General features: G+C 63.3%; 23 protein-coding genes, 1 tRNA gene and 2 pseudogenes. 13 read left to right on the top strand and 13 right to left on the bottom strand.

The window, feature by feature from the left end; all coding sequences use genetic code 11:
- The first annotated feature begins 48 nt into the window (after positions 1–48).
- The 4 genes from BMW72_RS02685 to BMW72_RS02670 all read left to right on the top strand — a co-directional run bounded on the left by BMW72_RS02685 (position 49) and on the right by BMW72_RS02670 (position 3,130).
- A complete protein-coding gene (locus BMW72_RS02685; RefSeq protein ID WP_092107019.1) occupies positions 49–267 on the top strand; it encodes a hypothetical protein in 219 nt (72 codons plus the stop codon).
- 219 nt (positions 268–486) lie between these two features.
- Positions 487–1,275 (top strand): ABC transporter ATP-binding protein, encoded by a 789-nt coding sequence (locus tag BMW72_RS02680; RefSeq protein WP_092107017.1) that lies wholly within the window; start codon positions 487–489, stop codon positions 1,273–1,275.
- A complete protein-coding gene (locus tag BMW72_RS02675; protein ID WP_092107015.1) occupies positions 1,272–2,135 on the top strand; it encodes an ABC transporter permease in 864 nt (287 codons plus the stop codon). The genes BMW72_RS02680 and BMW72_RS02675 overlap by 4 nt, the downstream gene beginning before the upstream one ends.
- Positions 2,132–3,130 carry an ABC transporter substrate-binding protein gene (locus BMW72_RS02670; protein WP_092107013.1) on the top strand — a complete coding sequence of 333 codons (999 nt, stop codon included), beginning with the start codon at positions 2,132–2,134 and terminating at the stop codon, positions 3,128–3,130. The genes BMW72_RS02675 and BMW72_RS02670 overlap by 4 nt, the downstream gene beginning before the upstream one ends.
- A gap of 3 nt (positions 3,131–3,133) precedes the next feature.
- Here BMW72_RS02670 and BMW72_RS19160 read toward each other — a convergent pair.
- The 4 genes and pseudogenes from BMW72_RS19160 to BMW72_RS19155 form a co-directional block, all read right to left on the bottom strand.
- Positions 3,134–3,274: pseudogene (locus BMW72_RS19160) on the bottom strand (NAD(P)-dependent dehydrogenase); the annotation flags it as partial.
- A gap of 71 nt (positions 3,275–3,345) precedes the next feature.
- A complete protein-coding gene (locus BMW72_RS02665; protein ID WP_092107011.1) occupies positions 3,346–3,846 on the bottom strand; it encodes a hypothetical protein in 501 nt (166 codons plus the stop codon).
- Positions 3,839–4,594: a ZIP family metal transporter gene (locus BMW72_RS02660; protein WP_092107009.1), complete on the bottom strand. Its 756-nt coding sequence runs from the start codon at positions 4,592–4,594 to the stop codon at positions 3,839–3,841. Before BMW72_RS02660 ends, BMW72_RS02665 begins: the two co-directional genes overlap by 8 nt.
- A gap of 309 nt (positions 4,595–4,903) precedes the next feature.
- Positions 4,904–4,999, bottom strand: a complete 96-nt coding sequence (locus tag BMW72_RS19155; RefSeq protein WP_241983924.1) for a transcriptional regulator — start codon at positions 4,997–4,999, stop codon at positions 4,904–4,906.
- 531 nt (positions 5,000–5,530) lie between these two features.
- Between BMW72_RS19155 and BMW72_RS02655 the strand changes: the two genes are divergently transcribed.
- The 3 genes and pseudogenes from BMW72_RS02655 (at position 5,531) to BMW72_RS02645 (ending at position 8,343) form a co-directional block, all read left to right on the top strand.
- On the top strand, positions 5,531–6,784 hold the full coding sequence (locus BMW72_RS02655) for a D-alanyl-D-alanine carboxypeptidase family protein (RefSeq protein WP_166787737.1): 1,254 nt from the start codon (positions 5,531–5,533) through the stop codon (positions 6,782–6,784).
- Between the two features lie 359 nt (positions 6,785–7,143).
- Positions 7,144–7,845, top strand: coding sequence for an SRPBCC family protein (locus tag BMW72_RS02650; RefSeq protein WP_134450377.1), 702 nt, complete (start codon positions 7,144–7,146; stop codon positions 7,843–7,845).
- A pseudogene (locus BMW72_RS02645) lies at positions 7,845–8,343 on the top strand (mycothiol transferase). The gene BMW72_RS02650 and the pseudogene BMW72_RS02645 overlap by 1 nt, the downstream one beginning before the upstream one ends.
- 15 nt (positions 8,344–8,358) lie before the next feature.
- Here BMW72_RS02645 and BMW72_RS02640 read toward each other — a convergent pair.
- The 3 genes from BMW72_RS02640 to bla form a co-directional block, all read right to left on the bottom strand.
- The gene (locus BMW72_RS02640; protein ID WP_092107003.1) at positions 8,359–8,646 is read right to left on the bottom strand and encodes an ArsR/SmtB family transcription factor; all 288 of its coding nucleotides are present in this window, start codon (positions 8,644–8,646) and stop codon (positions 8,359–8,361) included.
- Positions 8,647–8,662: 16 nt separating this feature from the next.
- On the bottom strand, positions 8,663–9,565 hold the full coding sequence (locus BMW72_RS02635; RefSeq protein WP_134450376.1) for a hypothetical protein: 903 nt from the start codon (positions 9,563–9,565) through the stop codon (positions 8,663–8,665).
- A 325-nt stretch (positions 9,566–9,890) separates the two neighbouring features.
- Positions 9,891–10,730 (bottom strand): class A beta-lactamase, encoded by an 840-nt coding sequence (bla, locus tag BMW72_RS02625; protein WP_167361057.1) that lies wholly within the window; start codon positions 10,728–10,730, stop codon positions 9,891–9,893.
- 146 nt (positions 10,731–10,876) lie between these two features.
- Between bla and BMW72_RS02620 the strand changes: the two genes are divergently transcribed.
- Together BMW72_RS02620 and BMW72_RS02615 are read left to right on the top strand one after the other, a co-directional pair.
- Positions 10,877–11,755: a LysR family transcriptional regulator gene (locus BMW72_RS02620; protein ID WP_092106994.1), complete on the top strand. Its 879-nt coding sequence runs from the start codon at positions 10,877–10,879 to the stop codon at positions 11,753–11,755.
- Entirely contained in the window at positions 11,752–12,648 is an 897-nt protein-coding gene (locus BMW72_RS02615) for a serine hydrolase (protein ID WP_092106992.1), read from the top strand. The genes BMW72_RS02620 and BMW72_RS02615 overlap by 4 nt, the downstream gene beginning before the upstream one ends.
- Positions 12,649–12,793: 145 nt before the next feature.
- Here the strand turns inward: BMW72_RS02615 and BMW72_RS02610 are convergent, their stop codons facing one another.
- Positions 12,794–13,081, bottom strand: a complete 288-nt coding sequence (locus BMW72_RS02610; RefSeq protein ID WP_241983921.1) for a dihydrofolate reductase family protein — start codon at positions 13,079–13,081, stop codon at positions 12,794–12,796.
- 446 nt (positions 13,082–13,527) lie between these two features.
- Between BMW72_RS02610 and BMW72_RS02605 the strand changes: the two genes are divergently transcribed.
- Complete coding sequence (locus BMW72_RS02605) at positions 13,528–13,983, top strand: helix-turn-helix domain-containing protein (RefSeq protein WP_092106990.1); 456 nt, start codon at positions 13,528–13,530, stop codon at positions 13,981–13,983.
- 31 nt (positions 13,984–14,014) lie between these two features.
- Positions 14,015–14,470, top strand: a complete 456-nt coding sequence (locus BMW72_RS02600; protein WP_092106988.1) for a PIN domain-containing protein — start codon at positions 14,015–14,017, stop codon at positions 14,468–14,470.
- 209 nt (positions 14,471–14,679) lie between these two features.
- Here BMW72_RS02600 and BMW72_RS02595 read toward each other — a convergent pair whose 3' ends face one another.
- Entirely contained in the window at positions 14,680–15,624 is a 945-nt protein-coding gene (locus tag BMW72_RS02595) for a hypothetical protein (RefSeq protein WP_092106986.1), read from the bottom strand.
- Between the two features lie 395 nt (positions 15,625–16,019).
- A tRNA-Ser gene (locus tag BMW72_RS02590) sits at positions 16,020–16,109 on the bottom strand.
- Between the two features lie 86 nt (positions 16,110–16,195).
- Between BMW72_RS02590 and BMW72_RS02585 the strand changes: the two genes are divergently transcribed.
- Together BMW72_RS02585 and radA are read left to right on the top strand one after the other, a co-directional pair.
- Positions 16,196–16,954, top strand: coding sequence for an SGNH/GDSL hydrolase family protein (locus BMW72_RS02585; protein ID WP_241983920.1), 759 nt, complete (start codon positions 16,196–16,198; stop codon positions 16,952–16,954).
- 65 nt (positions 16,955–17,019) lie between these two features.
- Positions 17,020–18,384: a DNA repair protein RadA gene (gene radA, locus BMW72_RS02580; RefSeq protein ID WP_092106984.1), complete on the top strand. Its 1,365-nt coding sequence runs from the start codon at positions 17,020–17,022 to the stop codon at positions 18,382–18,384.
- A 107-nt stretch (positions 18,385–18,491) separates the two neighbouring features.
- Here radA and BMW72_RS02575 read toward each other — a convergent pair whose 3' ends face one another.
- The 3 genes from BMW72_RS02575 to BMW72_RS02565 all read right to left on the bottom strand — a co-directional run bounded on the left by BMW72_RS02575 (position 18,492) and on the right by BMW72_RS02565 (position 24,637).
- Positions 18,492–18,899 carry a dehydrogenase gene (locus BMW72_RS02575; protein WP_198416334.1) on the bottom strand — a complete coding sequence of 136 codons (408 nt, stop codon included), beginning with the start codon at positions 18,897–18,899 and terminating at the stop codon, positions 18,492–18,494.
- 227 nt (positions 18,900–19,126) lie between these two features.
- A complete protein-coding gene (locus BMW72_RS02570) occupies positions 19,127–19,774 on the bottom strand; it encodes a hypothetical protein (protein ID WP_092106980.1) in 648 nt (215 codons plus the stop codon).
- Positions 19,775–19,906: 132 nt separating this feature from the next.
- Positions 19,907–24,637, bottom strand: a complete 4,731-nt coding sequence (locus tag BMW72_RS02565) for an ExeM/NucH family extracellular endonuclease (protein ID WP_092106978.1) — start codon at positions 24,635–24,637, stop codon at positions 19,907–19,909.
- Between the last annotated feature and the right edge of the window lie 163 nt (positions 24,638–24,800).

Genomic DNA, 24,800 nt, shown 5'->3' with positions numbered 1-24,800 from the left:
GCGGACGCCCCGTCGCGCAGCATCAGCCATCGTGGCAGACTGCGCCGTATGGATATCGAGCTGTGGTGGCCCAAGCTGATGCCGTCGACGCGGGAGTGGCTGATGCAGAACAACGGTGACGCCGTGCCGCCCGAGTTCGTCTCCGAAATCGCCAGAGCCGGCGGTGAGATCGACCCGGACAGTGAAACGGATCAACCCGGCACGTACCTCTCCGATGACGACGTCGACTGGGTCGAAACACGCGCCAACGAAGAAGAGCCCACCTAACACCAGAGCGGGTCTGCTCGAGGGTCCGCCAGGCAGGGGCGACGCTGCAATAGGCTGGAGGTCCGAGGGCGATTCCGAACGTTTCGCCGAACGGATGTTCGCTGCCAGTGACACAGACCCGTCGCTCCTGGCTTCCGGCTGGTCCCGCGCCGACATCGGCCTGTCGTCAGCGTTGGGCAACCACCATTCTTTGGCTTCGTGACACAGACAGGAACAGCAATGACTGACTCCCCGGGCCAGTACGCCTTTGTTGTACGCCACCTCTCCAAGGTTTTCGGCGGCTCGGGGCAGGTTCATGCGCTGAGCGACATCAACCTGAACCTGAAAAAAGGCTCGTTCACCTGCATCGTCGGCCCGAGCGGATGCGGCAAGTCCACGCTGCTGCGCATTCTCGGCGGCCTCGAGACAGCCACCTCGGGTGACGTGCAGATTAACTTCGAGCAGACCCGGGTACCGCGCTCGGCCTTCGTGTTTCAGGAACACGGCGTGTTTCCGTGGTTCAACGTGCTGGAGAACGTGGCGTTCGGCCAGAAGATGGCCGCGGTGTCGAAAAGACAGCGCGAGAGCGAAGCCCGCAATTGGATCGCCGAGGTCGGCCTGACCGGCTTCGAAGACGCCTACCCGCACCAGCTCTCCGGCGGGATGCGGCAGCGCATCGCCATCGCGCGCGCGTTCGCGACCGGCTCGCCGTCACTGCTGATGGACGAACCGCTCGGCGCCCTCGACGCTCAGACCCGCATCCTCATGCAGGAGCAGCTGGTTCGGCTGTGGGAGGTTGAACGCAAGACCGTGGTGCTGGTCACCCACTCGATCGAGGAGGCCCTGCTGCTCGGTGATCAGATCGTGGTGATGTCGGCCCGGCCGGGCCGCGTGAAGGAGATCATCGACGTGCCGTTCGGTCGCCCGCGCAGTGTCGCCATGGAGGCCAGCCCGGAGTTCGCCCGCATGAAACAGGATATTTGGGAATCGCTGCGCGATGAGGTTCAAGCCTCGATGAGCTTCAAATGACCGTCACCGAGACTGTCGCCCGTCGTACCAGCGAACTCGATCAGGCCATCGACCAGGAATTCAGGCGGGAACAGCGACTGCGCGCTCGCGACCTCGGCCTCGCCATCCTCACCCCCATCGTGCTGCTCGCGCTCTGGGAGCTCGCTGCCGCTACCGGTGTGCTCGATTCCCGACTATTCAGCCCGCCCAGTGCCATCGCCGAGCGGGGTGCCGAAATGGTCGCCGATGGTTCGCTGGCCGTGCATATCGGGGCCACGGTCGGTCGCCTCGCCCTGGGCTTCGTCGCCGGCTCGATTCTTGGTGTGTTCGCCGGGCTCATCATGGGCGTCGTGCGGCCGATTCGAGCGGCGCTGAGCCCGACCTTCACCGCACTGTATGCGCTGCCGAAGATCGCCATCCTGCCGCTTTTGCTGCTCATCTTCGGCCTCACCGAGACGCCGAAGATCCTCGCCGTGGCCATCTCGGTGTTCTTCGTCGTGCAGATCAATACCCTGGCCGGCATCACGCAGATCGACCCCCGCATCCTGGAATCGGCGCGCGCCTACAAGGCCACCGGCATCCGCCTGTTTCTGAACGTGCTGCTTCCGGCCGCCGCGCCGGCCATCATGACCGGGCTACGCGTCGCCGCCGGCATGTCGGTGATCGTCGTCACAGCGGTGGAGTTCGTCGCCTCCAACAACGGTCTCGGCTATCTCATCTGGAACTCGTGGCAGCTGTTTCAGCCCGCCACGATGTTCGTCGGCCTGATCGTTGTCTCGGTCATCGGCGCGCTCGTCACCGGGCTCATTATCGTGCTGGAACGGGTGCTCCTTCCATGGCGTAATTCGAACAGCCTCAAGAAAAAGGAAACAAAAAAGTGAAGAAACTGAGAATCATCGCAGCAGTGTCGCTGGTTGGGCTGGCGCTGTCGGGCTGCACCGCAACGGATGCCCCGGCCGCGTCGGGAGACCTGCAGACGGTGAACGTGGGTCACGTTCAGCTCGCGATCTTCTCGCCGCTCTACGTTGCCGACGCCAAGGGCTACTTCGAAGACGAAGGTATCGAGCTCAAGCTGGAGGCGATCAAGTCGGGACAGGACGCCGTACCGCTCGCCGCGAGCGGCAAGCTCGACGTCGTAGTGTCCGGTTTCTCGGCCGGACTGTTCAGCGCGGTCGAAACCGGCCTCGACGTGAAGGTCGTCGGCTCCATGGGTGTCTCGGCCGGAGACGAAGAAGAACCGCCCTCGGCGCTCATCGCGTCGAAGAAGCTCGTCGATGACGGCACGATCACCGATGTCGCGGATCTGGAAGGACGCAAGGTCGCCGTGGCCGGCGGCGCCGGCGGAACCGGCGCCTTCTATGTGGGTATGGCCCTGGAAAAAGCCGGACTCTCGATCACCGACGTCGAACTGGTCACCCTCGGCAATCCCGACATGCCCACCGCCCTGGCCAACGGCAGCATCGACGCCGCGTTCGCGTCGGCGCCGTTCTGGAACATGCCCGTTGACGACGGCACCGCGGTGAGCCTGTGGACGTCGCCCGCCGGAACATCCGGCACCGGCGTCATCTACGGCGGAGACTTCGCGTCGTCGGATCTCGCCCAGAAGTTCTTCACCGCACTGACCCGGGGCGCGCAGGACCTGCAGGGTGACGACCGCTACAGCGACGAAAACCTGGGCATCATCGCGGCCGCGACCGGCCAGACGGCCGAGCAGGTGTCGGCGGTGCCGCTGTACCGTTGGCTGCCCGACCTCGCACCGCTGCCGGAGCAGCTCGCTGCGATGGAGCGCATGTGGATGGAACTGGGAGCGATCATCTACCCCGAACCCATTCCCGAGGCCGACTACATCAACGCAACCTTCGCACAAAACTCCTGACCGCTAGAAGCCGCGTCCGCCCGTGACCGGCAGAATGGCGCCCGAGATAAGGACGCTTCAGCTGCGGCCAGTTCGGCGGGCTGACCGGCCCGACCGAGCGGGGGTGTCCTGGCCGAAAGTGGGCAGCTTGTCGGGCCAGGACGTTTTTCCTCTTTGTTCGATACTTCAACCATGGACACGCAGGTGTGCGGGCTGAGCTTCGTGTTCTTGTCCACTCAAGTTCCGAGGCCGACCCTGTCGACCTTGCGGTGAAAACGCATTCCCGCGACACCGCCGAGGACGGCGCCGCCGAGGCTGACCAGCGCGATTGCGATGGCCGTGAGAACGCTGCTGAGGGCGAGGTTGCCTTCGTTGATGGGGATGCGTGGAAAGCTGTTGAGGTTGGCGAGGATGTTCATCTGGCTACCCGCGATCGCTCCAACGATGGCGAGCACAACTGCGATGATCAGAGCCCACAGCCACACGGCGACGCCCTGCTTCGCTCCGCTGAAGCGCGCCATTCTGCCCGCTACGTAGCCACCGCACAGGTAGGAGACGAAGACCACGACGATCAGGGCGATCCCTCCGACTAGGCCCACAGTCGAGGCGTTCTCGGCTGCGGCGTCGGCAGCCTGCCTGGGATCCGCTTGGGTTCCGAGCCCGACGGCGGCCCCTGCGCCAGCGACCAGCGCGGAAATCAGGGAACTCTTCGCTTGGCTGCCAGGTGCCCTAGGCACCGACCCGACTGATTGTGAACGCGGTCAAAAATCCCACAGCGGCGAAAAGTCCCGTCAACATGTGATGTTCCTCGAAGGCCTCGGGAATCATCGTGTCGGCAAGCATGGCCAGGATGGCTCCCGCAGCCGTGGCTGTGATGAACGCGATAAGTCCGACCGAGGCGCTTTGCAAACTGACATAGCCGACAAGGGAGGCGACCCCCGAGACGACAGCAATCCCTCCCCAAACTCCAAACACGTAACCGGCGCTCCGGCCGGCTTTCTTCATTCCCGCCGTGCTGGAGAGACCTTCCGGCACGTTGGAAATGAAGATGGCAGCCAAGATTGCCGGGCTGACCGCACCCCCCGCAACAAGTCCCAGCCCCAGGACGACGGATTCAGGGATGCCGTCCAGGAGGGCACCAACCGCAGTTGCCGTCCCGCTGCCCGGACTCTCCTTTTCAGAGGGCTGCTTCCCTCCGGAGCGTTTCCGGTGTTTGGCTCCCCGCTGTGCGAGAAGTGCGTTCGCTGTAACGAAGGCCACCGCACCAGCCAGGAAACCGGTCGCGGTAGGCCACAGGCCCCCGCCTCTGGCGGCTTCGTCAACTAAATCGAAGGCAAGCGCCGAAATCAGCACACCCGCACCAAAAGACATGATCAGGGAAACGAACTTAGCGGGAATGCTCCACCACCACGCCAACGCAGAACCAAGGACCAATGCCGCGCCGGCAAGCGTTCCCCAAAATAGAGCCTGCAGCCAAACCGGCATGGTCTCAACCCTTCCAGATTCCGGTCGCTGTTCCTGTTTTCCTGGTTCGTTACCGGGCTGCATGCGTTGGCGACAAAGGACTTCGCAGCGCGGATGCTGTCCAACGAGACGTGCACCGGCGGCACCTAAATCTAGACCAAATTCAACCGGCGAACTGTTCACGATCCAGCTGGTTCGTTGGGCACGACATCTACGCGCGAGGCCTCTTCGTCGGATGTACCCCGCGCAGAGCGAAAATTCTCCTCGAAGTGCCCACTCTTGACCTACGAGACACCTGGAGCACTCTGACGAGACTGCGTAGCGTCGGGTTCATTCCTGTCCGGTGATTTCGGTGAGCGCGGCGAGGTGGGTCTTCCAGGCGGCGCGGCCGTGGCGGGTCAGCGTCAGGGATGTGCGCGGCATCATTGTGCACCCGTCAGCACTGCGCACCGACTGGCCAGTCTCGGTGAAAACTCTCGTCTCCCAGTCGCCGGCGAGGCCCAACCGGCAACCTGGAAACCGATGCAATTTCGTTCAAATGTTGCCAAAATGTTGCCGCGGGTTTTCAACGTCGGTCCACTACCTGATGTCAACACTGGTCGGCTTCACGCCGCGACCACCGTTGCGACGACCGGTTGAATCCGCCGAACGTCTTACGGGCCGTTTTCGGTGAGCGCTCAGCGAGCTGTTGCCTCGTGCCTCGCCGAAGTCATCGCGCTGCTATGCCACGGGCGTTCCCTCGACGGGTATCTCGGTGACGACGCGGCACAGATCTCAACTGCCACGAATCGAACGAAACGAACGAAACGACAGACAGCAATAAGGTGGACTTCATTCAAGTTGTCACAAAATACCGGATCGATCCTCGGGCTGGTTGTTGGGCCCTCAATGCTTTTAGGTGCTGCGACACCAAGGGGCGCTGCGGGGCTGCTGCTTCGTTCGTGTGATAGTTGTCTGATGGATTCCACACGCTCGGTGCGGCCGGTTCGCCGCCGTCGATTCATTGCGGCAGTCGTCGCGGTCGTCGTCCTGGGCTCCGCTGGGTACAGCACGGCTGCGCTCACCCAGCCGATGCCGACCACGACCGCCACACTCACAGCACCGGTCATCGAAACAGGCGCTGCCGCGCAGATCGCCTGGCCGTCGGTCGGCCGTGGAGCGCTCGGCGCGGTTGGGTTCGACGGCGTCCTGAGTTCTAGCGGCGGCGAAGACCCCTTCCCGATTGCAAGCCTCGCAAAGATGATCACCTCGCTCGTCGTGTTGGAGCACAAGCCCATCGTCGCCGGCGAGAATGGTCCGGACATCCACATCACCGACGATGACGTCCAATGGCTCGACGACACGATCGCAGAAAACGGTTCCTGGGCACCGGTCGTCTCCGGATCCGTGTTCACGCAACGGCAGGTGCTGGAAGCGATGATGCTGCCCTCAGCCAACAACTACAGCAAGACACTCGCGATCTGGGCATTCGGGAGCGTCGACGCATTCCTCGACGCCACCCGGACGTGGCTTGCCGATAATGGGCTCACCGGTACCACGCTTACCAACACGAGCGGGCTCGGAGCCTCCAACGTGAGCACCACGAGGGACCTGGTCGAGATCGGCAAGCTGGCTCTTGCGAACCCAGTACTGGCGGGAGTCGTGTCCGAGAAGACGGCGATACTGCCCAACATCGGAGAGATCGAAAACCTCAACAGCCTGCTCGGCACGGCAGGAATCACGGGCATGAAGACCGGCACCGACTACGATTCAGGCTCGTGCATCCTCTTCTCGGCCGAAGTAGCGGTGGGCGCTACGATCATCACCGTGGTCGGAGCGATCCTCGGGGCAGACACCTGGCGAGAGCGCAACGCGGCTCTCCTCGATGTCCTCGCGAGCGTTCCACCCGCCTTCGAACGCGTCCAGCTCGTCACAGCAGGTGATCGTGTGGGCGCGTACTCACCCGAGTGGATCAACGGCGCCATGAACAACAGCGATGTCGTGGCCGGCACAGACGCGTCGGCCCTCGTCTGGAAAGGCACAACCGTCACAGCAACGGCAACAGCACTGTCCCTGGAGGACGGCTTGACCGGTTCCACTGTCGGCTCGCTCGAATTCACACTCAGCGCGGCCTCACAAGATCAAGGCACGTCGATCCGCGTCCCGCTCACGCTCGCCGCCGACATCACCCCCGCCACCGCCTGGCACCGCCTCACCAACCCAGCCTTGTAGCAACGCGACCCGACTTCGGGATCGGCCGGATGGGTTGATCTCGAAGGCGGGTCGCTTCGAGGTACGCCACCGACGAACAGACGGCCATAAAGGTCGTCGACGGCTCCGTCCAAGTGGTCTCCGAAGGACAATGGACGAAGTTCGGGCCTCGACCGACCTGACGACTTCATGAACCTGACGGCCCGGCGCCCCACGATCGCAATGCCACGCCTGTGACGACGATCTACAGGAGCCTGAAACGATCCGGGGAGCATGCGTGAAGCGAGGTATCGGACGCATTAATTGCCGAACCGAGGACGGCGCCGAGCGGGCGACCTCCCCCACGAGTGCTGGCTGCCACCGCCAGTGGGCAGTTCCTCATGGCCCTTGACGCTCAGTGGCGGTATTGCCGGTTGAATCCATTATCACTGCTAGCAGTGCATCAATGGATGGGCCCGACCGCCGGTTCTTCAAAACGCGTTTGGACGGTCTCGAAAAGCACCTCACGACGATGTTTCCAGCCACGAACGAATGCCCTGACAGGAAGAAGGAGCATGATGTCCCAGACACGCACTGAAAGAAGCTTTACCCTGACCCGCATCCTGCGGGCACCGCGCAATATCGTTTTCAAGGCTTGGACTGAGCCGGAAAACCTCGCCTGGTTTTACAACCCCGCTATGCCCACTCCCACGGCGCCTATCCAGGTTGATCTCAGAGTTGGCGGCGTATGGCGTCAACAAATGGTGGTCGATGACGATCTTCAATACCCCACCGGCGGGGTATACCTCGAAGTCGTTCCAGACGAACGGTTGGTCTTTCGGTGGGGAGCGGCTGGAGGATGGCCAGAGCTCGTCGGAGACCGCGAGCTCGAAGCACCGATCGTGACCGTCAACCTCCGCGACGTCGCAGAAGGCACACACCTCGAACTCACTGTCGCCTTTCCCGAGCAGCTGGCGGATGAGGAGGTGCGCGACCTCATGGAAGGCGGCACCCGTGATGGATGGAGCGCCACAATTGACCGAGTTGCACATAGCACCGCCATCACCACCTGGCACATTCGCCAATCCAATCCGCACGTGTGATGAGCAGGGGACTGCTGAACATGGGTGACGCACAACTGCTCGCACAGTTAGCGAACGAGCGCCAGCATGTGCTGCGAGCGGTTGACGGGCTGGCGGAGGATGCGATGCATCGGGTGATAGTTCCGTCTGTTTGGACGATCACGCGGCTTCTCAACCACCTCGCCTACGACGACGAGAGGTTCTGGATCTCGGCCGTTCTAAGCGGTGACGTGAGAGCGATCGAAGCCCTTCACGACGGCTGGGCATCGGACCCGATGACGGGCGCGGAAGCAATCGAAACATACAAGCGCGAGCGCTCGGAGCGACAAGGTGCTCAGGAGAATCGATTTCGACGCCCTTCCCCGGTGGAGGCCTCCAGCCGGCGTCTTCGAGGCACCACCGCTGCCTAACGGGCGCGAGGTCGTGTTTCGCGTCCTTGCTGAGACCTCAGTGCACGCAGGCCACCTTGACATCATGCGCGAGCTCATCGATGGTCATCAGAACCTTGTCGTTGGATAACTCCCAAAATGGGGTTCAAGTGACGTCAGCGGGCACCGGCCGGGCAGGACCCTGAATCTTTTTCTGCATAGGAGGCAAAGATTTTTCGCCGGAATGTCCTGCCCGTCGCCATCGAGCGGAGCTGGTTTCCGTGATGAGCCCGGCCGGCTCGAGTACGTTCAGGTGGCGTGAGATAAAAAGCACGCTGATCGTGTGCGGGGCGGCGAGTTCGGTAACTGTCGCCTCCCCTTTCTGTAGCTGCTCCATTAGTGCGCGGCGCGATGGATCAGCCAGCGCGAGAAATATCGTGCTCAAGCCATCCATTTGCGCTTCAATGTAATTACGTTTGAGCGCAATTACTAGCCCCGAGTTCCTCAGGAATCAGCGGCTCCCATGATCCGTACTGATCGAACAGTTGAAGATCTACGTCGAGGATGAAGCACGCAGTGGATGCGCTCTTGGCTGTGGTGTTGGCTTCCTCCGGGGCGTACGCTGCTATACGCACCTTGCCCGTAATACGGCTGCCCTCTTGAGAAACATCCCCGACGGCGACTCGTACGGAGGTGTCGGCCGACGACAAACGCGCCTTCTTGATCACGTCCACCACGGCGTCCGCATCGACCAATTCGTGACGCGGCTGGCTGCCGTCGCTGCTATGAAACAGAAGCCATCTGACGTCTTGGTTGAGGCTGCTGACGCTGACCTGAACCACCCAGGCAGCAGCCGCGTCTCGGGTCCACGAAGCCACCTCTGTTGGTGGTGACCACGCCGCGAGGGGGTGGGGGCAATCGACTGGTGTGGAGGTGACCTTGTGGCCCGTCCGCTCTATCGACGCGCACGCTGTGCCCACCACTATTTCCTCGGTACTGAATCCTCGTTCGGGATCAGAGCTGTAAGGTCCCGGTCCGGGGCCGGGTACATCCCTCCTCCAGAGAGCGATCCGGGCACGATCGACGGACGAGTCGATGACGCGATAAACCTCTCCTGAAGAGGTGAAGCGTGCACGCAAGTCGGCGCTCGGTTCATTGAACTCGCGCAAATCAGCCATCGTCGAAACCTCGCTGAACCCAGCGATCTCCGGAATGGACTCGCTCAACTCGGCGCAAATCTCCGCCCGCCCATCACCTCCGCTGAACAGTGCTGCCAGGGTGATCCCGCCCAGCGCGACACCGAGCCACGTCATCGGGCCGGGCGGGCGGCGTCCCGGTGTCGTCGCGCCGGCATACGGCTCGCCGCGACTCAAAACGTAATCCAATAGACACCGAGCGAACCCACTGCGAAGCGGGCGACTCGAAGCAAGACGATGACCGCTATTGCGATGGTCAGCCAGAGCCACCATCGACGGCCGGTATTCGCGATGGCCAACGCGATAAGGATGGGGACGGAGAGATATATCACGGACACGACCAGTAGGGCAGCGGCGGACCCCAGGGAAGATACGTCCCTTACTGAGGCGATGCTGGCCACCTCAGGGAACAAGGAAATGGCTGTGGTGATGGTTCCAATAACTCCGACCGCCCAAGCGAGCACGAACTGGATAGTGCGTGCAGGTCGCGGTTTGTTGGCGATCATCCGAGTTCGGAGACGAGCAGTCGCGTGGTGTCGGCTATCACGTCATTGTTACCTTTTGCGTTGGGGTCGTTGGTCCGGGTAAGGATGCACAGAGCGATGGGGTCAGTGTCGTCTTGCCAGAGGATGCCAGCGTCGTTGACGATGCCATAACCTCCTGCACCGGTCTTATCCGCGAGTTCGTATGAGCCGGTCAGTCCCGCGCGTGCCCGGGTGCTCGAGGTGCTATTACGGAGCATCCAGTCGTGGAGCTTGCTTCGGGCAAGTTGTCCGGCTCCTCCGTCGACGAGGAGCGCACGCAGGACGGCCACCATGTCATCAGCCGTGGTTGTGTCTCGCGGATCGTCAGGAAGTCCCTCATTGAGTTCGGGTTCGATGCGATCCAACCGGGTGGCGGTGGCGCCGAAAGAACCAACGACTCGGGCGATGGTTTTTGGCCCGCCAATTTCTCGCAACAAGAGGTTCCCTGCGGTGTTGTCCGAGAAGCGAAGCGCTGCATCCGCCATCTCATCCGGGGTCATCGTCAAAGTCGTCAGCTTGGAGGCGACAGGTGAATTTACGACGATATCTGCTGCAGTGAATGGGATCGGGGTGTTCCAGTACTGCTCGTCATAGCCACGTTCACTCACTAGTGCGCCGACGGCAATGACTTTAAACAGCGAGCACATCGGAAACAAGTCTGTCGATCGATGCTGGACGCGTCGGTTCGTACCGAGATTGACCGCGGTCACGGCGATGGTCACACCAGACTGCATTTCGAGGTCTTCGATTCGTCGGTTGAAGGCATCGGTGGTGGCTCGAGGAACGGGTGCGGTCGAGCATCCGGCCAGCGCGAGCATCGCTGCCCCACCGACTAGGAGAGCGCGCCGCGTTGGGCCGGAAGGAAGAGTAGTTGCCATGGCGACACTCTTCGGGACAAACTGTAGTCAGTCCAATCATTATTAAGCGCTACTGATTCCGTTAGGGAATAGACAAGAATCCTCGTATGGACATCGTTGCTGGCTGCGAAGCGTTCGTGAGCGTAAGTCGAAGAGGAAGCTTCACCTACGGCGCCGCCGAGTGCGGTATTCCGCAGTCCGTAGCGAGCAAACGCATCGCGTCACTAGAGGACCATCTCGGTGGCCAGCTTCTTGATCGGACGACCCGGCGAGTCGAGCTGACCGAGCTCGGTCGGACTCTGCTTCCATCCGCATCGGCGATCGTGTCACTTGCGGAGGGGCTACGCGATCAGGCAAGACGACAACTACACCGGCCCGTCACCTTAATGATGCCGACGGCCCTCGCTGTGGCAGATCTGTCACAGATAGCAATAGCGGCCCGTAAACACGACTTCGCACTGCGAATCGAGACGGCAGAGCCTGCTGTGCGAGGCGAGATGGTCAGGGTCGGGCAAGCGGAGTACGCCGTGCAGCCCGTACCGGCGGCGGATGCGGTGTGGCAAGTAAATCTCGGTGTGGCATCCGCACAAACTACGGGAGATAGCCAGTTTCAACTCGAATCGATCCGAGTGCGACGAGGCGAGATGAAACGACCGACGCGCAAGCTGTGGATTCAAACCGAAGACAACGTCCCGCACATTCGCGATCGCATCACCTGGCTGGCGAACTCGATCTCGTTACAGCCCGGCCAGCTGAAAGTCGCCGACACATTGATTGAAGCAGTCACCGGCGTGGCAGGCAGCAAAGACCTGCTCCTGTGCTCGGAGCGAGAAGCAGACCACCTGCAACTTCACTGGCGGCACATTCGAGAGCTGCACCTCGTACGGGGCTACGCTCTCGCAAGCAGAACCGGCGAACGCGACGCCGAGCTGCTCGACGGAAGCGCTTCTCCCATCGCTTGCGCTCTTGGCGGTCGAATCATATGAAACACCTCCAGCAGATCCTCGCTGACGCAGAAAATCAACTTGCAGAAGCCGGACTACGAGGGGGCTTCCTCGTCCGCGACCTCGACACCGGCACCGAGATCGGGATAGAACCAGACACCATCTTCCCCATCGCATCACTGGTAAAAGTGCCTCTCGCTCTCACTGTTCTCGAGATGATCCGAACCGGCGATTTAGACCCGGCACGCACGATCGAACTTCTTCCCGAAAACCGAACACCCGGGCTGACCGGGCTCTGCACCTTCCAACACCCGACCAAGGTCGCAGTATTCGACCTCGTCTCCCTCGCGCTTTCCATCAGTGATGACACCGCCGCCGACGCACTATTCGACATTTGCACGCCGCGCATGGTCGATCACCTTATGCAGCAGCTGCACATACCCGGCCTCCGTATCCGCCACACCATCCGCACTCTCTACCAAACTCTCGCCGAGCGGCTCGCCCCACACGAGGCCCACCTCGCCCACACCCTAGCCATCCAGGCAGGCACACCGGGCGGAGGACACCTCATCCCGCAACTCGACATCACTCAAGCCAACGCCGGCTCGGCGCGAAGCTTCGTCAACCTCCTCGAGCAGATCTGGATCCACTCAGCCCCTAGCCCCGAAACGGCATTCACCACCCAACAAATGATGAGCACAAACCTGATGCGGCACCGCCTCACGCCTGACTTTGCAACCGGAACATCCCGCTGGGCATCGAAAACCGGCACCTTCCTCAACCTCCGACACGAGGTAGGAGTCGTCGAGCACAACGACGGCACCCGATTCGCCGTCGCCGCCCTCACCGAATCACGAGTCCCGACCGCCACACAACCAGCCGCCGAACAAACACTCGGACACATAGCCCGCACACTTCACGACACCATCAGATAACAGCAGGTGAATACACTCGAGACTGGGAAAGCGTCTTGCAAATCCAGGGTTTCGAAACGGACCTCCCGGGCGACGAGCCACTGCGGATGTTAGCGCTACACAGCAGGATCGGAAGGTGCTAACAGCGCTCCGATCAGCAATCGTCCTATCGTGCGAAGGTCACGTGGATTGTGCCACTCTCGGCCACTTCCGTCGTCACCGTGTGGGTGAGGTCGAGGCGGGGCAGGCCGTCCCACAGTCGAGTGCCCCGGCCGAGGAAGATCGGGGCGACCATGAGATGCAAGTGATCGACGAGGCCGGCGCGCAGGAAGTCGCGCGCGGTGCGGACTCCACCGCCGACGCGCACGTCCAGGACGCCGGCAGCCTCGGTCGCCTCCGCGAGCACGTCCTCGATTGCTGCGTTGCGGAAGTGGAACGTCGTTCCGCCCTGCATCGGGATCGACGGACGCGGTGCGGTGCGGGTGAGGACGTAGACCGGGGTGCCGAACGGCGGCTCGCCACCCCACCAGCCCTTCCAATCCGGATCGTGCCAAAGAAGAACCCCCTACTCCCCAGTGAAACACTGGGATGTAGGGGGTTTTTCGTGGCGGTACCGGTGGGATTTGAACCCAAAGTCCCGCCCAGTCACAGCCTGTCTAGTCGCCAACATGCCCGTAGAATCCAGGGTTTTCAGTCACCGCGACGCCCTGTGGATCATGCCGAATCTATTCAAGTGTGGGCAAAGTGGGCAAGCCCTGCACGGGCAGGTACGGCCTCTCTACTGGGCAATGACCAACGAGTCGATGACCATTTGCGCCACGCCGTTGCACTTATAACTGTAAAGTCTTAGAGTGGGCTATTCAGGGTTCCGCACGCGACAGTTGCGAGGAGAGCGTACACATGACCACCACCCTCCTATCCAATGGCACCGTTGTCATCGACGAGGAGTTGCGCAAGCAAGCGGCGGCTCTTGTCAGGGAAGCGCACAACAACGCCTTCACGGGCGTTATTGTGACCGTCGACGATGGGCGTGAGATTCGGCTGAGCCCCGACCTCAGGACATTCATCACCCGTGTGCTCGATCGAGCGGCCCACGGTGCGGTTTCCGTGATGACACTCCCCGATGAACTCACCACCACCACGGCCGCAGAGTTGCTCGGGGTGTCACGCCCGACGCTGATGAAGCTCGTAAAGTCCGACAGAATTCCTTCGAAGAAGGTCGGCTCCCACACACGACTTGTCACCGCTGACGTGCTCGCATTCCGCAATGCACGTGACGAGAAACGAGACACAGCGTTCGCCTCTCTCCGCAGCTTGGACGACGAAATCGACGACCTGGTCACTAACCATAAGTAGTGAGTGCAGCTCAACCGATACTCTGAGGCTCATGCTTCAAAGAGTCTTCGTCGACGCCAACGTCTTGCTGAGTCGAACGACGCGTGACTGGCTCTTCCTGCTGCGCAACGAGACGCAGCAGATGTTCCAGCTCCACTCAACGATTGACGTGGTCACCGAAACAGTTCGTGCTCGACGGCGCCTGCAGCCTGAACTCGACGGAAACATAACCCGTCGTCTGCACGATGACCTCATCGAAAACCTCGACGAGGTCGTCACCGACTTTGACGGGTCCATCGAGTTCCACGGCTCGGACCCCCACGACCGGCACGTCCATGCCGCCGCAACTGCAGCGGCCTCCAATTTTTTGCTCACCAGCAACGGCAGCGACTTCGGCAATCCCGATCTTCTTCCCTATGAGATCTACACGCCCGACGAGTTCTTTCTCCTCGTCGACGACGGCGCGCAGGACTCCGTCCGCCGGGTCACCAAGGCACAGCTGAAGTAATGGAGCGCCAAACGTGCTCGCGGACACAGCGTCAAGCCTTTGCCCGCCGCGCTGACTGATGCCGGCTGTCCGCTCTTCGCTGACCGAGTCAATGGGCATGTGAGATTCCTGGCGGGACCACCGCCCCGCTGACCACCCGGCCATGCGGAGCATTGGCATCCAGACTCCTCCCGAATGCTTCATTCTCAGGCCAGTTCGGCGATGCGACGCTACTTGCTGCGGTTGAGCCGGTCACCTTCCGACGTCAGGTCAGCATCGGTGCGTATCGACAGCACCTCGAGGCCGGGCATCTGCACCAACTCCTGGATGAGCTTCGTGGTGCCCGCAACGAGTGTCGAGTCGAAGTCAATCTCTGTTGCAAGAACCCAGGAATGATCCTCGGGCCACACGATGCTCGGCGACTGCGCCCACATGGGCTGATCGACCCAGGGTGCACGTTCAGGCCATGCCCTATCCGCCAGGTCGTTCGCGCCGACCTCGAACAGAACGTAGTGTCGCCCAGTGTTTCCGTGCAGATCGAACCGTGACCCTGTCGCGACCTCTCGAGCAAGCAGCCCCGAACCTGGTTCCGGATCGCCGCCATCCTCACCCCCCGCATCAGCAATCCGTGCGGACTGGCCGTCACTCACCTCGAACGTGAGCCGGGCGACCCCTGCCGAACTTACGAGGCCTCCCCACCCCTCCCACACTGCGGCGATACCAGCATCCGGAGTCCCGGTGTGACGGGCAAGAACCGCGGATGCTGCCGCAAGCGAGGCGGCATCGATGCATCCCTCGCGCGGGGCCGCGTAGCGCCAGCCGTCTGGGGCGATCGCCATAGCGGCAGTACCGTCGTCGCGCGGTAGCAGTCGTGCGTACTGCGCTTCAGAGTGCATGGCTGTGCCGAAGGATGCCGCAGCGTTCGCCCAGGTTGTCACCTCGGTCTCGAGCGCCGCCCCGATATCAGCGACACCGTCGAAGTGCGTACTCTCATCGACGCCCCGCCACGTCTTCGTGTCACGCGGGCGGTCCCGCTCAACCGGATGAAAGACGCGCGCGTATGACTGGAAACCGCGAGGCACAACGGACAGAATGCTTCCGAATGGCTCAGCTTCCATCGCCCGAAGCCACTCACTCCGTCTGAGATCACGCACCCACTCGAATTGTCCCGGCATGCGCCCATCCTCCTCTACCCCGAGGACGATCGGCCACCTTCCAAGTTCTGCACTGAAATTCGCCTGTGCTCCATCGGCCCCACAGGTCTGCGAAAGCGATGATTGCCGCCCCACTAGGTGACTTAAATCAGGCAGCCCCAGGCGGTCCGGAGACTGGGGCATGACGCCTCATTCGCAAAAAAGATGAGTTCTCATTCGAGCGAGCTGCCCACGTTGATCGGAGTAACCGCACCGCGTGGATCCGGATGATTGCAGGCCATCAAATGGACGGCACCGCCCAGTCCGAAACGGACCCTTCCCCAACAAAAGACTGCCTGTAAATCACCATGATGTGGGCAAATTGTGGGCAAAGAGCACGCCGCAGCGTGCAAAATTCCTCTGATCAGGGATAAAAATGGCGGTACCGGTGGGATTTGAACCCACGGTGGAGTCTCCCCCACACGACTTTTCGAGAGTCGCACCTTCGGCCGCTCGGACACGGTACCGCCGTCGATCCTAGTAGAGACTGGGGTCCGACGCGAATCGGCGAACATGCAGCAGACACACGGATGCCGCGGAGTAGCCTCAGCGGGTGACCTCACCAACCCCACGCATCCGCTCGACCATCGCCACCGGAGCCGCCCTGATCGCGGCCGCCATCGCCCTGGGCACAACCTGGTGGCGGCGCGACTTGGAACAGCAGAAGGCTATTCTCAACGAGACCCTGCCGGTGCACTCGGCCTGGTGGCGCGCCCATGCCAAGCAACCGGGCGAGCTGCTCTACGTCGCGATCGGCGACAGCGCAGCGCAGGGCATCGGCGCTTCCACCCCGGACAAGAGCTACGTCGGCGTCCTTGCCGAACACGTGCGTCTGGCAACCGGGCAGACGGTACGCGTCGTGAACCTGAGCGTGTCGGGTGCAACCGTGGCTTTGGCCGTGCGCGATCAACTTCCTCGCTTCGCCAAGCTTGAGCCCGACCTCGTCACGGTCGCCATCGGCGCCAATGACATCGCCGAGTGGAACCCCATCACGTTCGAAGCGGGCATGCGCTCCGTGTTCGCTCGGGTGCCGCCGCACGCCCTTGTCGCCGACCTCCCCTGCTTTCACCTGCCGCACAACGAGGTCAAGGTGGCGGTGGCCAATGAGATCATTCGCCGCGTCGCTGCCGAGCACGACCTGACCGTGGTTCCGCTGCACGCGACGACCAAGCGGGCAGGATTTCGCAGCATCCTCACCCACGTGGCCAGGGATCTGTTCCACCCCAACGACCGCGGCTATCGGTCCTGGGCTGAAGCATTTCTGCCAGCGGTGAGCGCCGAGGTCGCACGCCGGTTCTCGGCGGTCAGCTAGACACCGACTCGAGTCGCCGCCGCCGTGCACGACTGCCTGTCGGTGGCCCCGGCTAGGCTCGAATCATGACAAAATCCGTCTCCTCTTTCCGCTGCTCCGAGTGCGGCTGGACCACCCTCAAATGGGCTGGCCGCTGCGGCGAATGCCAGCAGTGGGGCACCGTCGTCGATGCCGGCCAGACCGCTGGCATTACCCGCAAGCTCAAAGCCATCACCCTCGTCGGTGACGGCATCGCGCGACCCATCACCCACGTTGAAACGGATGCCGCCACCCACTGGCCGACCGGCATCAACGAATTCGACCGGGTGCTCGGCGGCGGCATCGTGCCCGGCTCGGTCGTTTTGCTCAGCGGTGAGCCCGGCGTCGGCAAGTCCACACTTCTGCTCGAAGTGGCCTCCAAGGCGGCCGCGGCCAAGAGCCGCGTGCTCTACGTGAGTGCCGAAGAGTCGGTAAGCCAGGTGCGATTGCGCGCCGAACGCACCAACGCGCTCGAACCCGAGCTCTATATCGCCGCCGAGACCGATCTCGGGGTGATCCTGGGGCAGATCGACGCCGTCAAGCCCGATCTCATCATCATCGACTCGGTGCAGACCGTGTCGAGTGCACTCTCCGACGGCTCACCGGGCATGCCCAGCCAGGTACGGGAGGTGGCATCCACTCTCATTCGGGTGGCCAAAGACCGCAACCTGCCGGTGTTGCTCGTCGGTCACGTCACCAAAGACGGCTCGATAGCGGGGCCTCGGGTGCTCGAACACCTGGTCGACGTGGTCTGCCAGTTCGAGGGCGACCGTCAGACCTCGCTACGATTCATTCGGGCGCTCAAGAACCGGTTCGGGCCCACCGACGAGGTCGGCTGCTTCGAGATGACCGGTGACGGCATCGCCGAAGTGCCCGACCCGAGCGGGCTGTTCCTCAGCCGTGCCACCGAGCCGGTCGACGGCACGTGCGTCACGGTTGCTTTGGAGGGCCGCCGAGCGATGCCCGTCGAGGTTCAGGCGCTCGTCACCGATACCCAGGCCCCGAATCCGCGCCGCGTCACGAGCGGCGTCGACGCCGCCCGGGTGGCCATGCTGCTCGCGGTGCTGCAGGAGCGCGGAGGCATGAAACTCTCCACCAAAGATGTCTACGTGTCGACGGTCGGCGGTATCCGTCTCACCGAACCGGCGGCCGATCTGGCCATTGCGCTGGCTATCGCGTCCGCCTTCACCGGGCTCGCCGTAGCCCACAACGTTGTAGCGTTCGGCGAGATCAGCCTGGCCGGCGAGGTGCGAGGAGCGCTCATGTCGAAGCAACGCGTGAACGAAGCCGTGCGGCTGGGGTTCACCACCCAGATCGACGCCGCCTGCGGGTCCATCCACGCGGCAGTCGCACTGGCCCTCGGCACCAGCCGCTCTCCGCGCGACACCGAACTCGATCGGGCTTTCAAATAAGACACCGCCACTGAACTACGACAGCGCCACTGAGGGTCGGTCAGCCGCAACAGGTGCGACGCGCACGACAGAGTCGCGCGCTCACCATGCGGGATAGGCGCGGGCCGTTATTCAGCGTCGCCCTGGCCGAGTTCCGGGCTCAATGCCTTCAGCAGGTCGGCCGGAGCGGCTTGCATCACATTCGGTCCGGCGATGTCGAAAAAGACCATCTCCAGCGTCGAGGCGTGCACCGTGATAAATTCCCGCAGCCACTGGCCGTCGCAGACCATGACCTGCGGGTTAATGTCGTCGGGCACCACACGCACATAGTTCTCCGCCGCAGAGAAGAGCAGCAGCATCCGCTTGTCGGAGCCTTCACGGCCGAACACGCGCACCTGCGCCGCCTCGCCGTTCACGACGAGCTGCGGCACGATCATGTAGTCGTTGCGCAGCGCATAGGCGACGGCGACCACGTCCTGCGCCGCCAGGGCGGAGGCCAGAGCCTCGGAACGGGTGTTGGCAGTCGTATCAGTCACCCCTACATTCAATCAGGCCATGCGGCTTGAGACCCAGCCGGCAGCGCATGCCACGAGCGAACGGATGCCGCGGCACGGCTCGCCCGGCGGGTGTGACCCGCCACCCCGGTGGCTGATTCAGGAGATTCGCCGCCTGGCGCAGCATCTGCCAGACTCGTCCGCCGGATCGACGCCGGCGGCGACCAGATTTCCTGAATCAGCCCCCGATCCGCGCGACAGCCAGGCCCCTAGTTCAGAATCATCAGGGCAGGGTCGGCCGCTTCGATGCCGTCCACCGTCACGTGAAGGTAATACGACGCTCCGCCGGCCGGAACCGCAGTGCGTGATTCGGCTTCACAGGTGTCAACGGCTGAGCGAGTGCGATCCCACGTGATCGGTGTCGCGAGCGGCATCACGACCCCGGGTTTGAGGGTCACCTGGGCGTCAATGGGGTTGGTCTGGCAGTCAGTCGAGGTCCAATAGACGTCCGACCCGCTCATCACGGTGAACACCTGCCGGGCGTTACCCGCGTTGATCACACAGTCGGTCGTTCCGATGTTGGTCAGGCTCAGCGACAGCTGCGGCAGCGCGTCGGCCGCGTAACTCGTGGCGTCGGTGATGGCCGCAACCTGCACCGCGGACGGATCGCAGGCGGCACCGTCGACGGCGGTGGCCGTCTCGGGAATCGTGGTGGCGGCATCCGTCGGTGCGGCGGACTCGGCGGAGTCGGCGGCCGGAGTCTTCGGGGCGTTTGCGTCGCCCTTACTGGCTCCCGGTTGCACGATGATGAGAAAGAGGATGACGAGCACGGCAAGCAGGCCGAGCCCCACTACGAAACGCCGGCGCCGGTACACCTTGCTGGACTGGCGGCCGACCGGTTGCTTGATCGTCGACATGCCCCAAGGTTATTGAAGTTCGGTGCCCGAAGCCGGTAATGGTGTGCGTGTCGGCAGCAATTGCTGTCGAAAATGGCGGGGGCCCGCCCGCGGCCGGGAAGCTGCGAGCGGGCCGGTGAGCTGAACTGCAGCCTAGCCGCGCCCTGGCTTCGGCGCCTTCTTGGCCTTGTCGACCTTGACGTCCGTCCAGCCGATCACATCACCGTCGACGTTCTGCACGGACACGCTGTACTTGCCGTGTGTGAGATTGTCCGGGAGCGTGACCGTCACGGTGCCCTCGGCGCTCACGAGCAACCAGCCGCCGAGGTTGGCAGCCTTCTTCTTGGAGTAAGCCCACACCGACACGTACTCCCCGGCGCGCTTTACCCCGACCTCGACCACCGCGGCGTCACCGGCCCGATATGAGTTTTCGTCCGTGTCGATCGCATTACGAAGCTTCTGGGTGAGCTCTTTCGAAGGGGCTGCCGTGGGCGCATTGCCCGGCTCGGCGCTCACGGCTACCGTGACGGCGACGCGCACGACCGTGCCCGATTCAACCGCGGTCATCTCGAGAATGCTGTTCTCCGCCGCGTCGGCTGGCACCGTCACGGTGACGGCAGCCGTACCCGTCGAATCAACGGATGCCGTCCCCACGTCGGTCCCCGACCAGCGGAGCGCGAGTTGCGTGTTTTTTGGCGCGCCGAGTGAGGTGAGGTTGAGGCTGCCGACCGTGAGGGTGACGGTGTCACCCGGATCGACTGCGGCTGTAGGAGCCCCGGTGATCGAGGCCTGGTTGGCTGCGAACGACGGCGTCAGCGGGCTGTTCGCCTCGATGTAGGAGATCCAGGCGTCGCGGTCGACGAGACCGGAGTCGCGGGTGTCCGTTCCATTCTTGAACTCACGAAAGTTGTCACCTCCGGTGAGCAGAAAGTTGAACGAACCGATGCGGTAGGCCTGGGCCGGGTCGATCGGGGCGCCGTCGATCCAGATGCCGGTCACGCGGTCCCCCGCAGCACGACTCGCATCGAACGTGTAATTCACGTTGTCGCTGAGGCCGAGCTGCAGGAACGGACGGCTCGGAATGGTGCCGTCGGCGTTGGTCTGCCACTGCTGTTCGAGCACCGTCTTGAACTGCGCGCCGGTCAGGCTCGTCGTCCACAGGTTGTTCAGGAACGGGAGCACCGCGTTCGCTTCGGCGTAGGTCACGACGCCGTCGGGAGCGTGCGACAGGTCGGCGCGCATCCCTCCCGGGTTGACGATGCCGATCTCGGCACCGCCGATGGTGGGGTCGGCCAGGGAGGCGCGCAGGGAGTTCGCGACGAGGGCGCCCATGGTCGAGGGAGCCATGCGATCTTCAGCGCACGGGGCGACTCCGCCGAGGCAGGCCCGGGTGATGTCAGCGATGACCGACCCCACCGGCACGTTGCCCTGGATCGCGGCCTCGGCCAGCGCAGCGTTGGTGATGGCCTGAACCTCGGCGACTCGCGGGTAGGCGGCCACAAGGTCGGCATCGGCTGCGGTGGAGCGGGCCACGTTGCGGTTGGTCACCGTGGTGGTGTCACCGGAGGCCACGTCGTAGCTCAGCACGACCTGGCCGACGTTCTCCCCGTAGTTGCCGGTCTGCAGCACGGGTCGGGTCACACCGTCGGCCGCGCCGGGAACCTGTGCATTCCATGCGTACTGCTTGTGCGTGTGCCCGGTGAAGATAGCGTCGACTGCGGCCGCGGTGTCATTCACGATGTTCGCGAAAGCTCCGCCGGCAGCAAGTTCCTGCTCGAGGGTTGCTCCATCGGGGATTCCCGCGCCGGCACCCTCGTGGTATTCGGCGATGAGCACATCCGCTTCGCCGTTGGTCGGGTCACCGTCGCTGAGCTGGGCGGCCACGCGGTTGACGGCCGCGACCGGGTCGCCGAAGCTCAGGGTCGCGATTCCGTTGGGCGAGACGAGCGCGGGGGTCTCTTCGGTGACCGCGCCGATCACCCCCACGGTGATTCCCGCCACGTCGAGCAGGGCGTATTCCTGCATCGCCGGGGTCTCGGTGCCGGCCTGATAGACATTCGCTCCCAGGTAGTCAAAATCGGCCGCGTCGGCCACCCGGCTCTCGAGGTCGCTGAAGCCCTGGTCGAATTCATGGTTGCCCACACCCGATGCTGCCAGGTCGAGGGCGTTGAGCACCTCAATGGTGGGTTGGTCATTCTGCGACGCTGAAGCGAACAATGAGGCGCCGATATTGTCGCCGTCCGAGAGGAACAGCGAATTCGCGTCACCGTACTCGGCTCGAAGTTGCTCAACGGTGGCGGCGAACTTGACGGTGTTCGCGTCGATGCGCCCGTGGAAATCGTTGATGTTGAGCAGGTTGAGTTCGATCGCGGTCGGCGCCGCGAGGTTCAGACCCAGCACGACCGGGTCGTGGTCAGAGGAACGGTAGGCGTCGGCGACGTAGAAGTCGGTCACATTGTTGTTGTACCGGCTGTACTCGAGGGCCACCGATTCCACCGAGTTGATGTTCCACACGTCGACGGCGTTCACCGTGGCATCCGCTTCGGGCGAAGCGAAGACGTGGTCGAGAGAGCCGACCGTGCCGCCGAAAGCGTAGGTGTACTCGCCACTCTTGCTGCCCTGGTTGATGTAGCCGGCCTCGAGCAACACCTGGATCGGATCCTCGAGGTCGTAAGCGTTGAAATCACCGGTGAGAAAGACCCGGTCGATTCCGGAGTCGGCCTTGACCTGATCGGCGAAGGCCACGAGAGCTGTGGCCTGCTCGACGCGGGTGGGGTTGGAGGCGCCCTGTCCGTCTCCCTGGTCGGCGTCGTCCCCGGTGCCGGAGCCTTTGGACTTAAAGTGGTTCACGATGACCAGAAAGCTGCTGGCGTCGTCGCCGACGAGTTGGAACGCCTGCGCGAGCGGCTCGCGCGCGCGACCGTTGAACGCGACTGATTCGGTGAGAATCACCGATTCGCCCACTGTTTCCACGGCGGTCGGCTTGTAGATGAACGCGGTGCGAATGACATCTTCACTGGCCGGAAGCGCCGCGGGAGAGGCCACGAAGGCCCACACGTCACTGCCCGCCGCTGCGTTGAGCGCGGCAGTCAGGTTGGCGAGGGCGTCATCGCGGTCTTTGCCGAATGCGGCGGAATTTTCAATCTCTTCGAGCGACACGACGTCGGCATCGAGGGCGTTGATCGCCGAGACGATCTTGGCCTGCTGGCGTTCGAAACTGAGCTGGGTGGCGGCGCCGCGGGCGTCGCATCCGCTGCTCACCGTGGTCGGTACCCCGGCGCGGTCAGAGTAATAGCGGCAGCCATCAAGCGAGTCACCGGTGGTGGAGAAGTAGTTCAGAACGTTGAAACTTGCCAAACGGATGTTTCCACCCACGTTCTCCGGTGCGCTCGTGCGGGTGTCGGCGAACGTCGCCGGCTGCACCGTCGCTGCGTTGCTCGCGACCAGTGCCGTGGTCGGCTGGAACTTCCAGGCGTCGTTGCGAAAGTCGAAGACGACAGGTGACGAGAACGACACCGCGGCACCGATCCGCACCGGTGCGGTAGTCGACAGGTACGGTACCGGGCTGCCCTGGTTGGCGGCGGCGAGGTAGTTGGTCGTGGCCCCGTCATCGAGGGTGACCGCGCGGCCGGCGTTGTCGGCGAGAGCAGTCTGGTATTCGGCGGAGCCGGGCAGGGCGGTGACGCTCGGGTTCACCAACGGCGTCGTTCCGGCGGCAAGGCCGATCTCGGCGTACTGGTTGGTCGTGTAATTGTTGGTGACGGTGAAGTCGCCCTGCGGAGCCAGCAGCATACCCTCGAGGGTTTCGCGCTGGTCTCTGCTGGTCGGCAGCGCCACCGCGACCGGAGTCGGGGCGACCACGTCGGCGGCGGAGAGCTGAGTGACGTCGGCGGCGGTTCCGAAGGCGACCTCGGTCATGCCGAAGAATTCCACGACGGTGCCGACGACCTGCACGTGGTCACCGATCTGCACGTCGGCGGTCGCCGTGCTCGAGTAGGCGAAGACACCGTGGGAGGCGGTGTGGCTGGCGAAGTCCAGATCGCCGCCGGTTGCGGCGGTCTGCAGGTAGAACCCCTCGAAACCGCCGGTCGGGTAGGCGGCCGTGACGATACCGGAGGTCTTGACGACGGTTCCGGCGAGGGGGCTGATGTCGCTCGTGCCCTGGATCGCGTTGATCGCGGTCAGGTCATCGGGCACCGGGGTCGGGTCGGGGTCGGGCTCAGGCTCAATCGGGGCGCCGGTATCCCCTGCTGTGTTCGTGGGCGTCGGGGCGGCGGTGCTGAAGTCGGCCGCGTTCACATCGGTGTCGAGCGAGCCGGTGCGATTGACCGAGCTGGTGACGGATGCCGGGGCGGCGGCTGTTCCCTCAAAGGTGTTCGAACTCCCGTAGCCGATGAGGTCGAGAATCTCGGCTCGCCCGGTAAGCGAGCCGGTGGCGGGAGCGGTGAGCGCCGTGGACTGGTTGGCGAAGAAGATCGTTCCGGAACCGGCGGCGAAGGAGGTGCCGAACGAGGCATCCGGTGTCGGCAGCGCAGCGCCGTTTGCCGCATTCGAACTGCCCTGCACGAGGTAGTACCCGCCAGGAGCGATCGTGCCGGTCAGGGCGACGACCCCGGTCGGGTTGGCGGTGCCCCCCGAGGAGCGGTACTGAATGGAGGTGCCGTCGAGCGTCACCTCAGCGTCGGTCGGGTTGTGGAGCTCGACGAACTTGTTCAGGTAGGTCGCGCCGGAGCTTCCACCATGGAGGTAGGCCTCGTTGATGACGACTCCGGTGCCGGCGATGTTGGCGCTGGCCGGTACGGCAATCAGCGGAGCGGCCGCAAGGCTCACCCCGAGAAGTGTGGCGAAAACAAGCTGGGAGCGGCGGCGAACAGCGGATGACATGGATCTCCTCATTCATAGAACGATGCGTGTCTCATTACCCCGGGGAGTCGTGCTGTCGAAAATTCCCCCGGCCCACCTGTGGCAGGTGCAATAGTTCGCAGCTTAGCGACGGCCCATGTCCGGGGGGTAAACTCCGTCTATTTTGCTCATATGAGCACGCCTC

It is taken from the genome of Cryobacterium luteum (assembly GCF_900110125.1).
Taxonomy (GTDB): Bacteria; Actinomycetota; Actinomycetes; order Actinomycetales; family Microbacteriaceae; genus Cryobacterium; species Cryobacterium luteum.
This window is presented reverse-complemented; position numbering and strand designations above follow the sequence as displayed.

Excerpts from the sequence above, each read along its gene's own strand:
- BMW72_RS02685 (WP_092107019.1), top strand. The coding sequence starts at position 49 with ATGGATATCGAGCTGTGGTGGCCCAAGCTGATGCCGTCGACGCGGGAG.
- BMW72_RS02680 (WP_092107017.1), top strand. The coding sequence starts at position 487 with ATGACTGACTCCCCGGGCCAGTACGCCTTTGTTGTACGCCACCTCTCC.
- BMW72_RS02675 (WP_092107015.1), top strand. The coding sequence starts at position 1,272 with ATGACCGTCACCGAGACTGTCGCCCGTCGTACCAGCGAACTCGATCAG.
- BMW72_RS02660 (WP_092107009.1), bottom strand. The coding sequence starts at position 4,594 with ATGCCGGTTTGGCTGCAGGCTCTATTTTGGGGAACGCTTGCCGGCGCG.
- BMW72_RS19155 (WP_241983924.1), bottom strand. The coding sequence starts at position 4,999 with ATGATGCCGCGCACATCCCTGACGCTGACCCGCCACGGCCGCGCCGCC.
- BMW72_RS02655 (WP_166787737.1), top strand. The coding sequence starts at position 5,531 with ATGGATTCCACACGCTCGGTGCGGCCGGTTCGCCGCCGTCGATTCATT.
- BMW72_RS02650 (WP_134450377.1), top strand. The coding sequence starts at position 7,144 with ATGGCCCTTGACGCTCAGTGGCGGTATTGCCGGTTGAATCCATTATCA.
- BMW72_RS02640 (WP_092107003.1), bottom strand. The coding sequence starts at position 8,646 with ATGGATGGCTTGAGCACGATATTTCTCGCGCTGGCTGATCCATCGCGC.
- bla (WP_167361057.1), bottom strand. The coding sequence starts at position 10,730 with ATGCTCGCGCTGGCCGGATGCTCGACCGCACCCGTTCCTCGAGCCACC.
- BMW72_RS02620 (WP_092106994.1), top strand. The coding sequence starts at position 10,877 with ATGGACATCGTTGCTGGCTGCGAAGCGTTCGTGAGCGTAAGTCGAAGA.
- BMW72_RS02615 (WP_092106992.1), top strand. The coding sequence starts at position 11,752 with ATGAAACACCTCCAGCAGATCCTCGCTGACGCAGAAAATCAACTTGCA.
- BMW72_RS02610 (WP_241983921.1), bottom strand. The coding sequence starts at position 13,081 with ATGCAGGGCGGAACGACGTTCCACTTCCGCAACGCAGCAATCGAGGAC.
- BMW72_RS02605 (WP_092106990.1), top strand. The coding sequence starts at position 13,528 with ATGACCACCACCCTCCTATCCAATGGCACCGTTGTCATCGACGAGGAG.
- BMW72_RS02600 (WP_092106988.1), top strand. The coding sequence starts at position 14,015 with ATGCTTCAAAGAGTCTTCGTCGACGCCAACGTCTTGCTGAGTCGAACG.
- BMW72_RS02595 (WP_092106986.1), bottom strand. The coding sequence starts at position 15,624 with ATGCCGGGACAATTCGAGTGGGTGCGTGATCTCAGACGGAGTGAGTGG.
- radA (WP_092106984.1), top strand. The coding sequence starts at position 17,020 with ATGACAAAATCCGTCTCCTCTTTCCGCTGCTCCGAGTGCGGCTGGACC.
- BMW72_RS02570 (WP_092106980.1), bottom strand. The coding sequence starts at position 19,774 with ATGTCGACGATCAAGCAACCGGTCGGCCGCCAGTCCAGCAAGGTGTAC.
- BMW72_RS02565 (WP_092106978.1), bottom strand. The coding sequence starts at position 24,637 with ATGTCATCCGCTGTTCGCCGCCGCTCCCAGCTTGTTTTCGCCACACTT.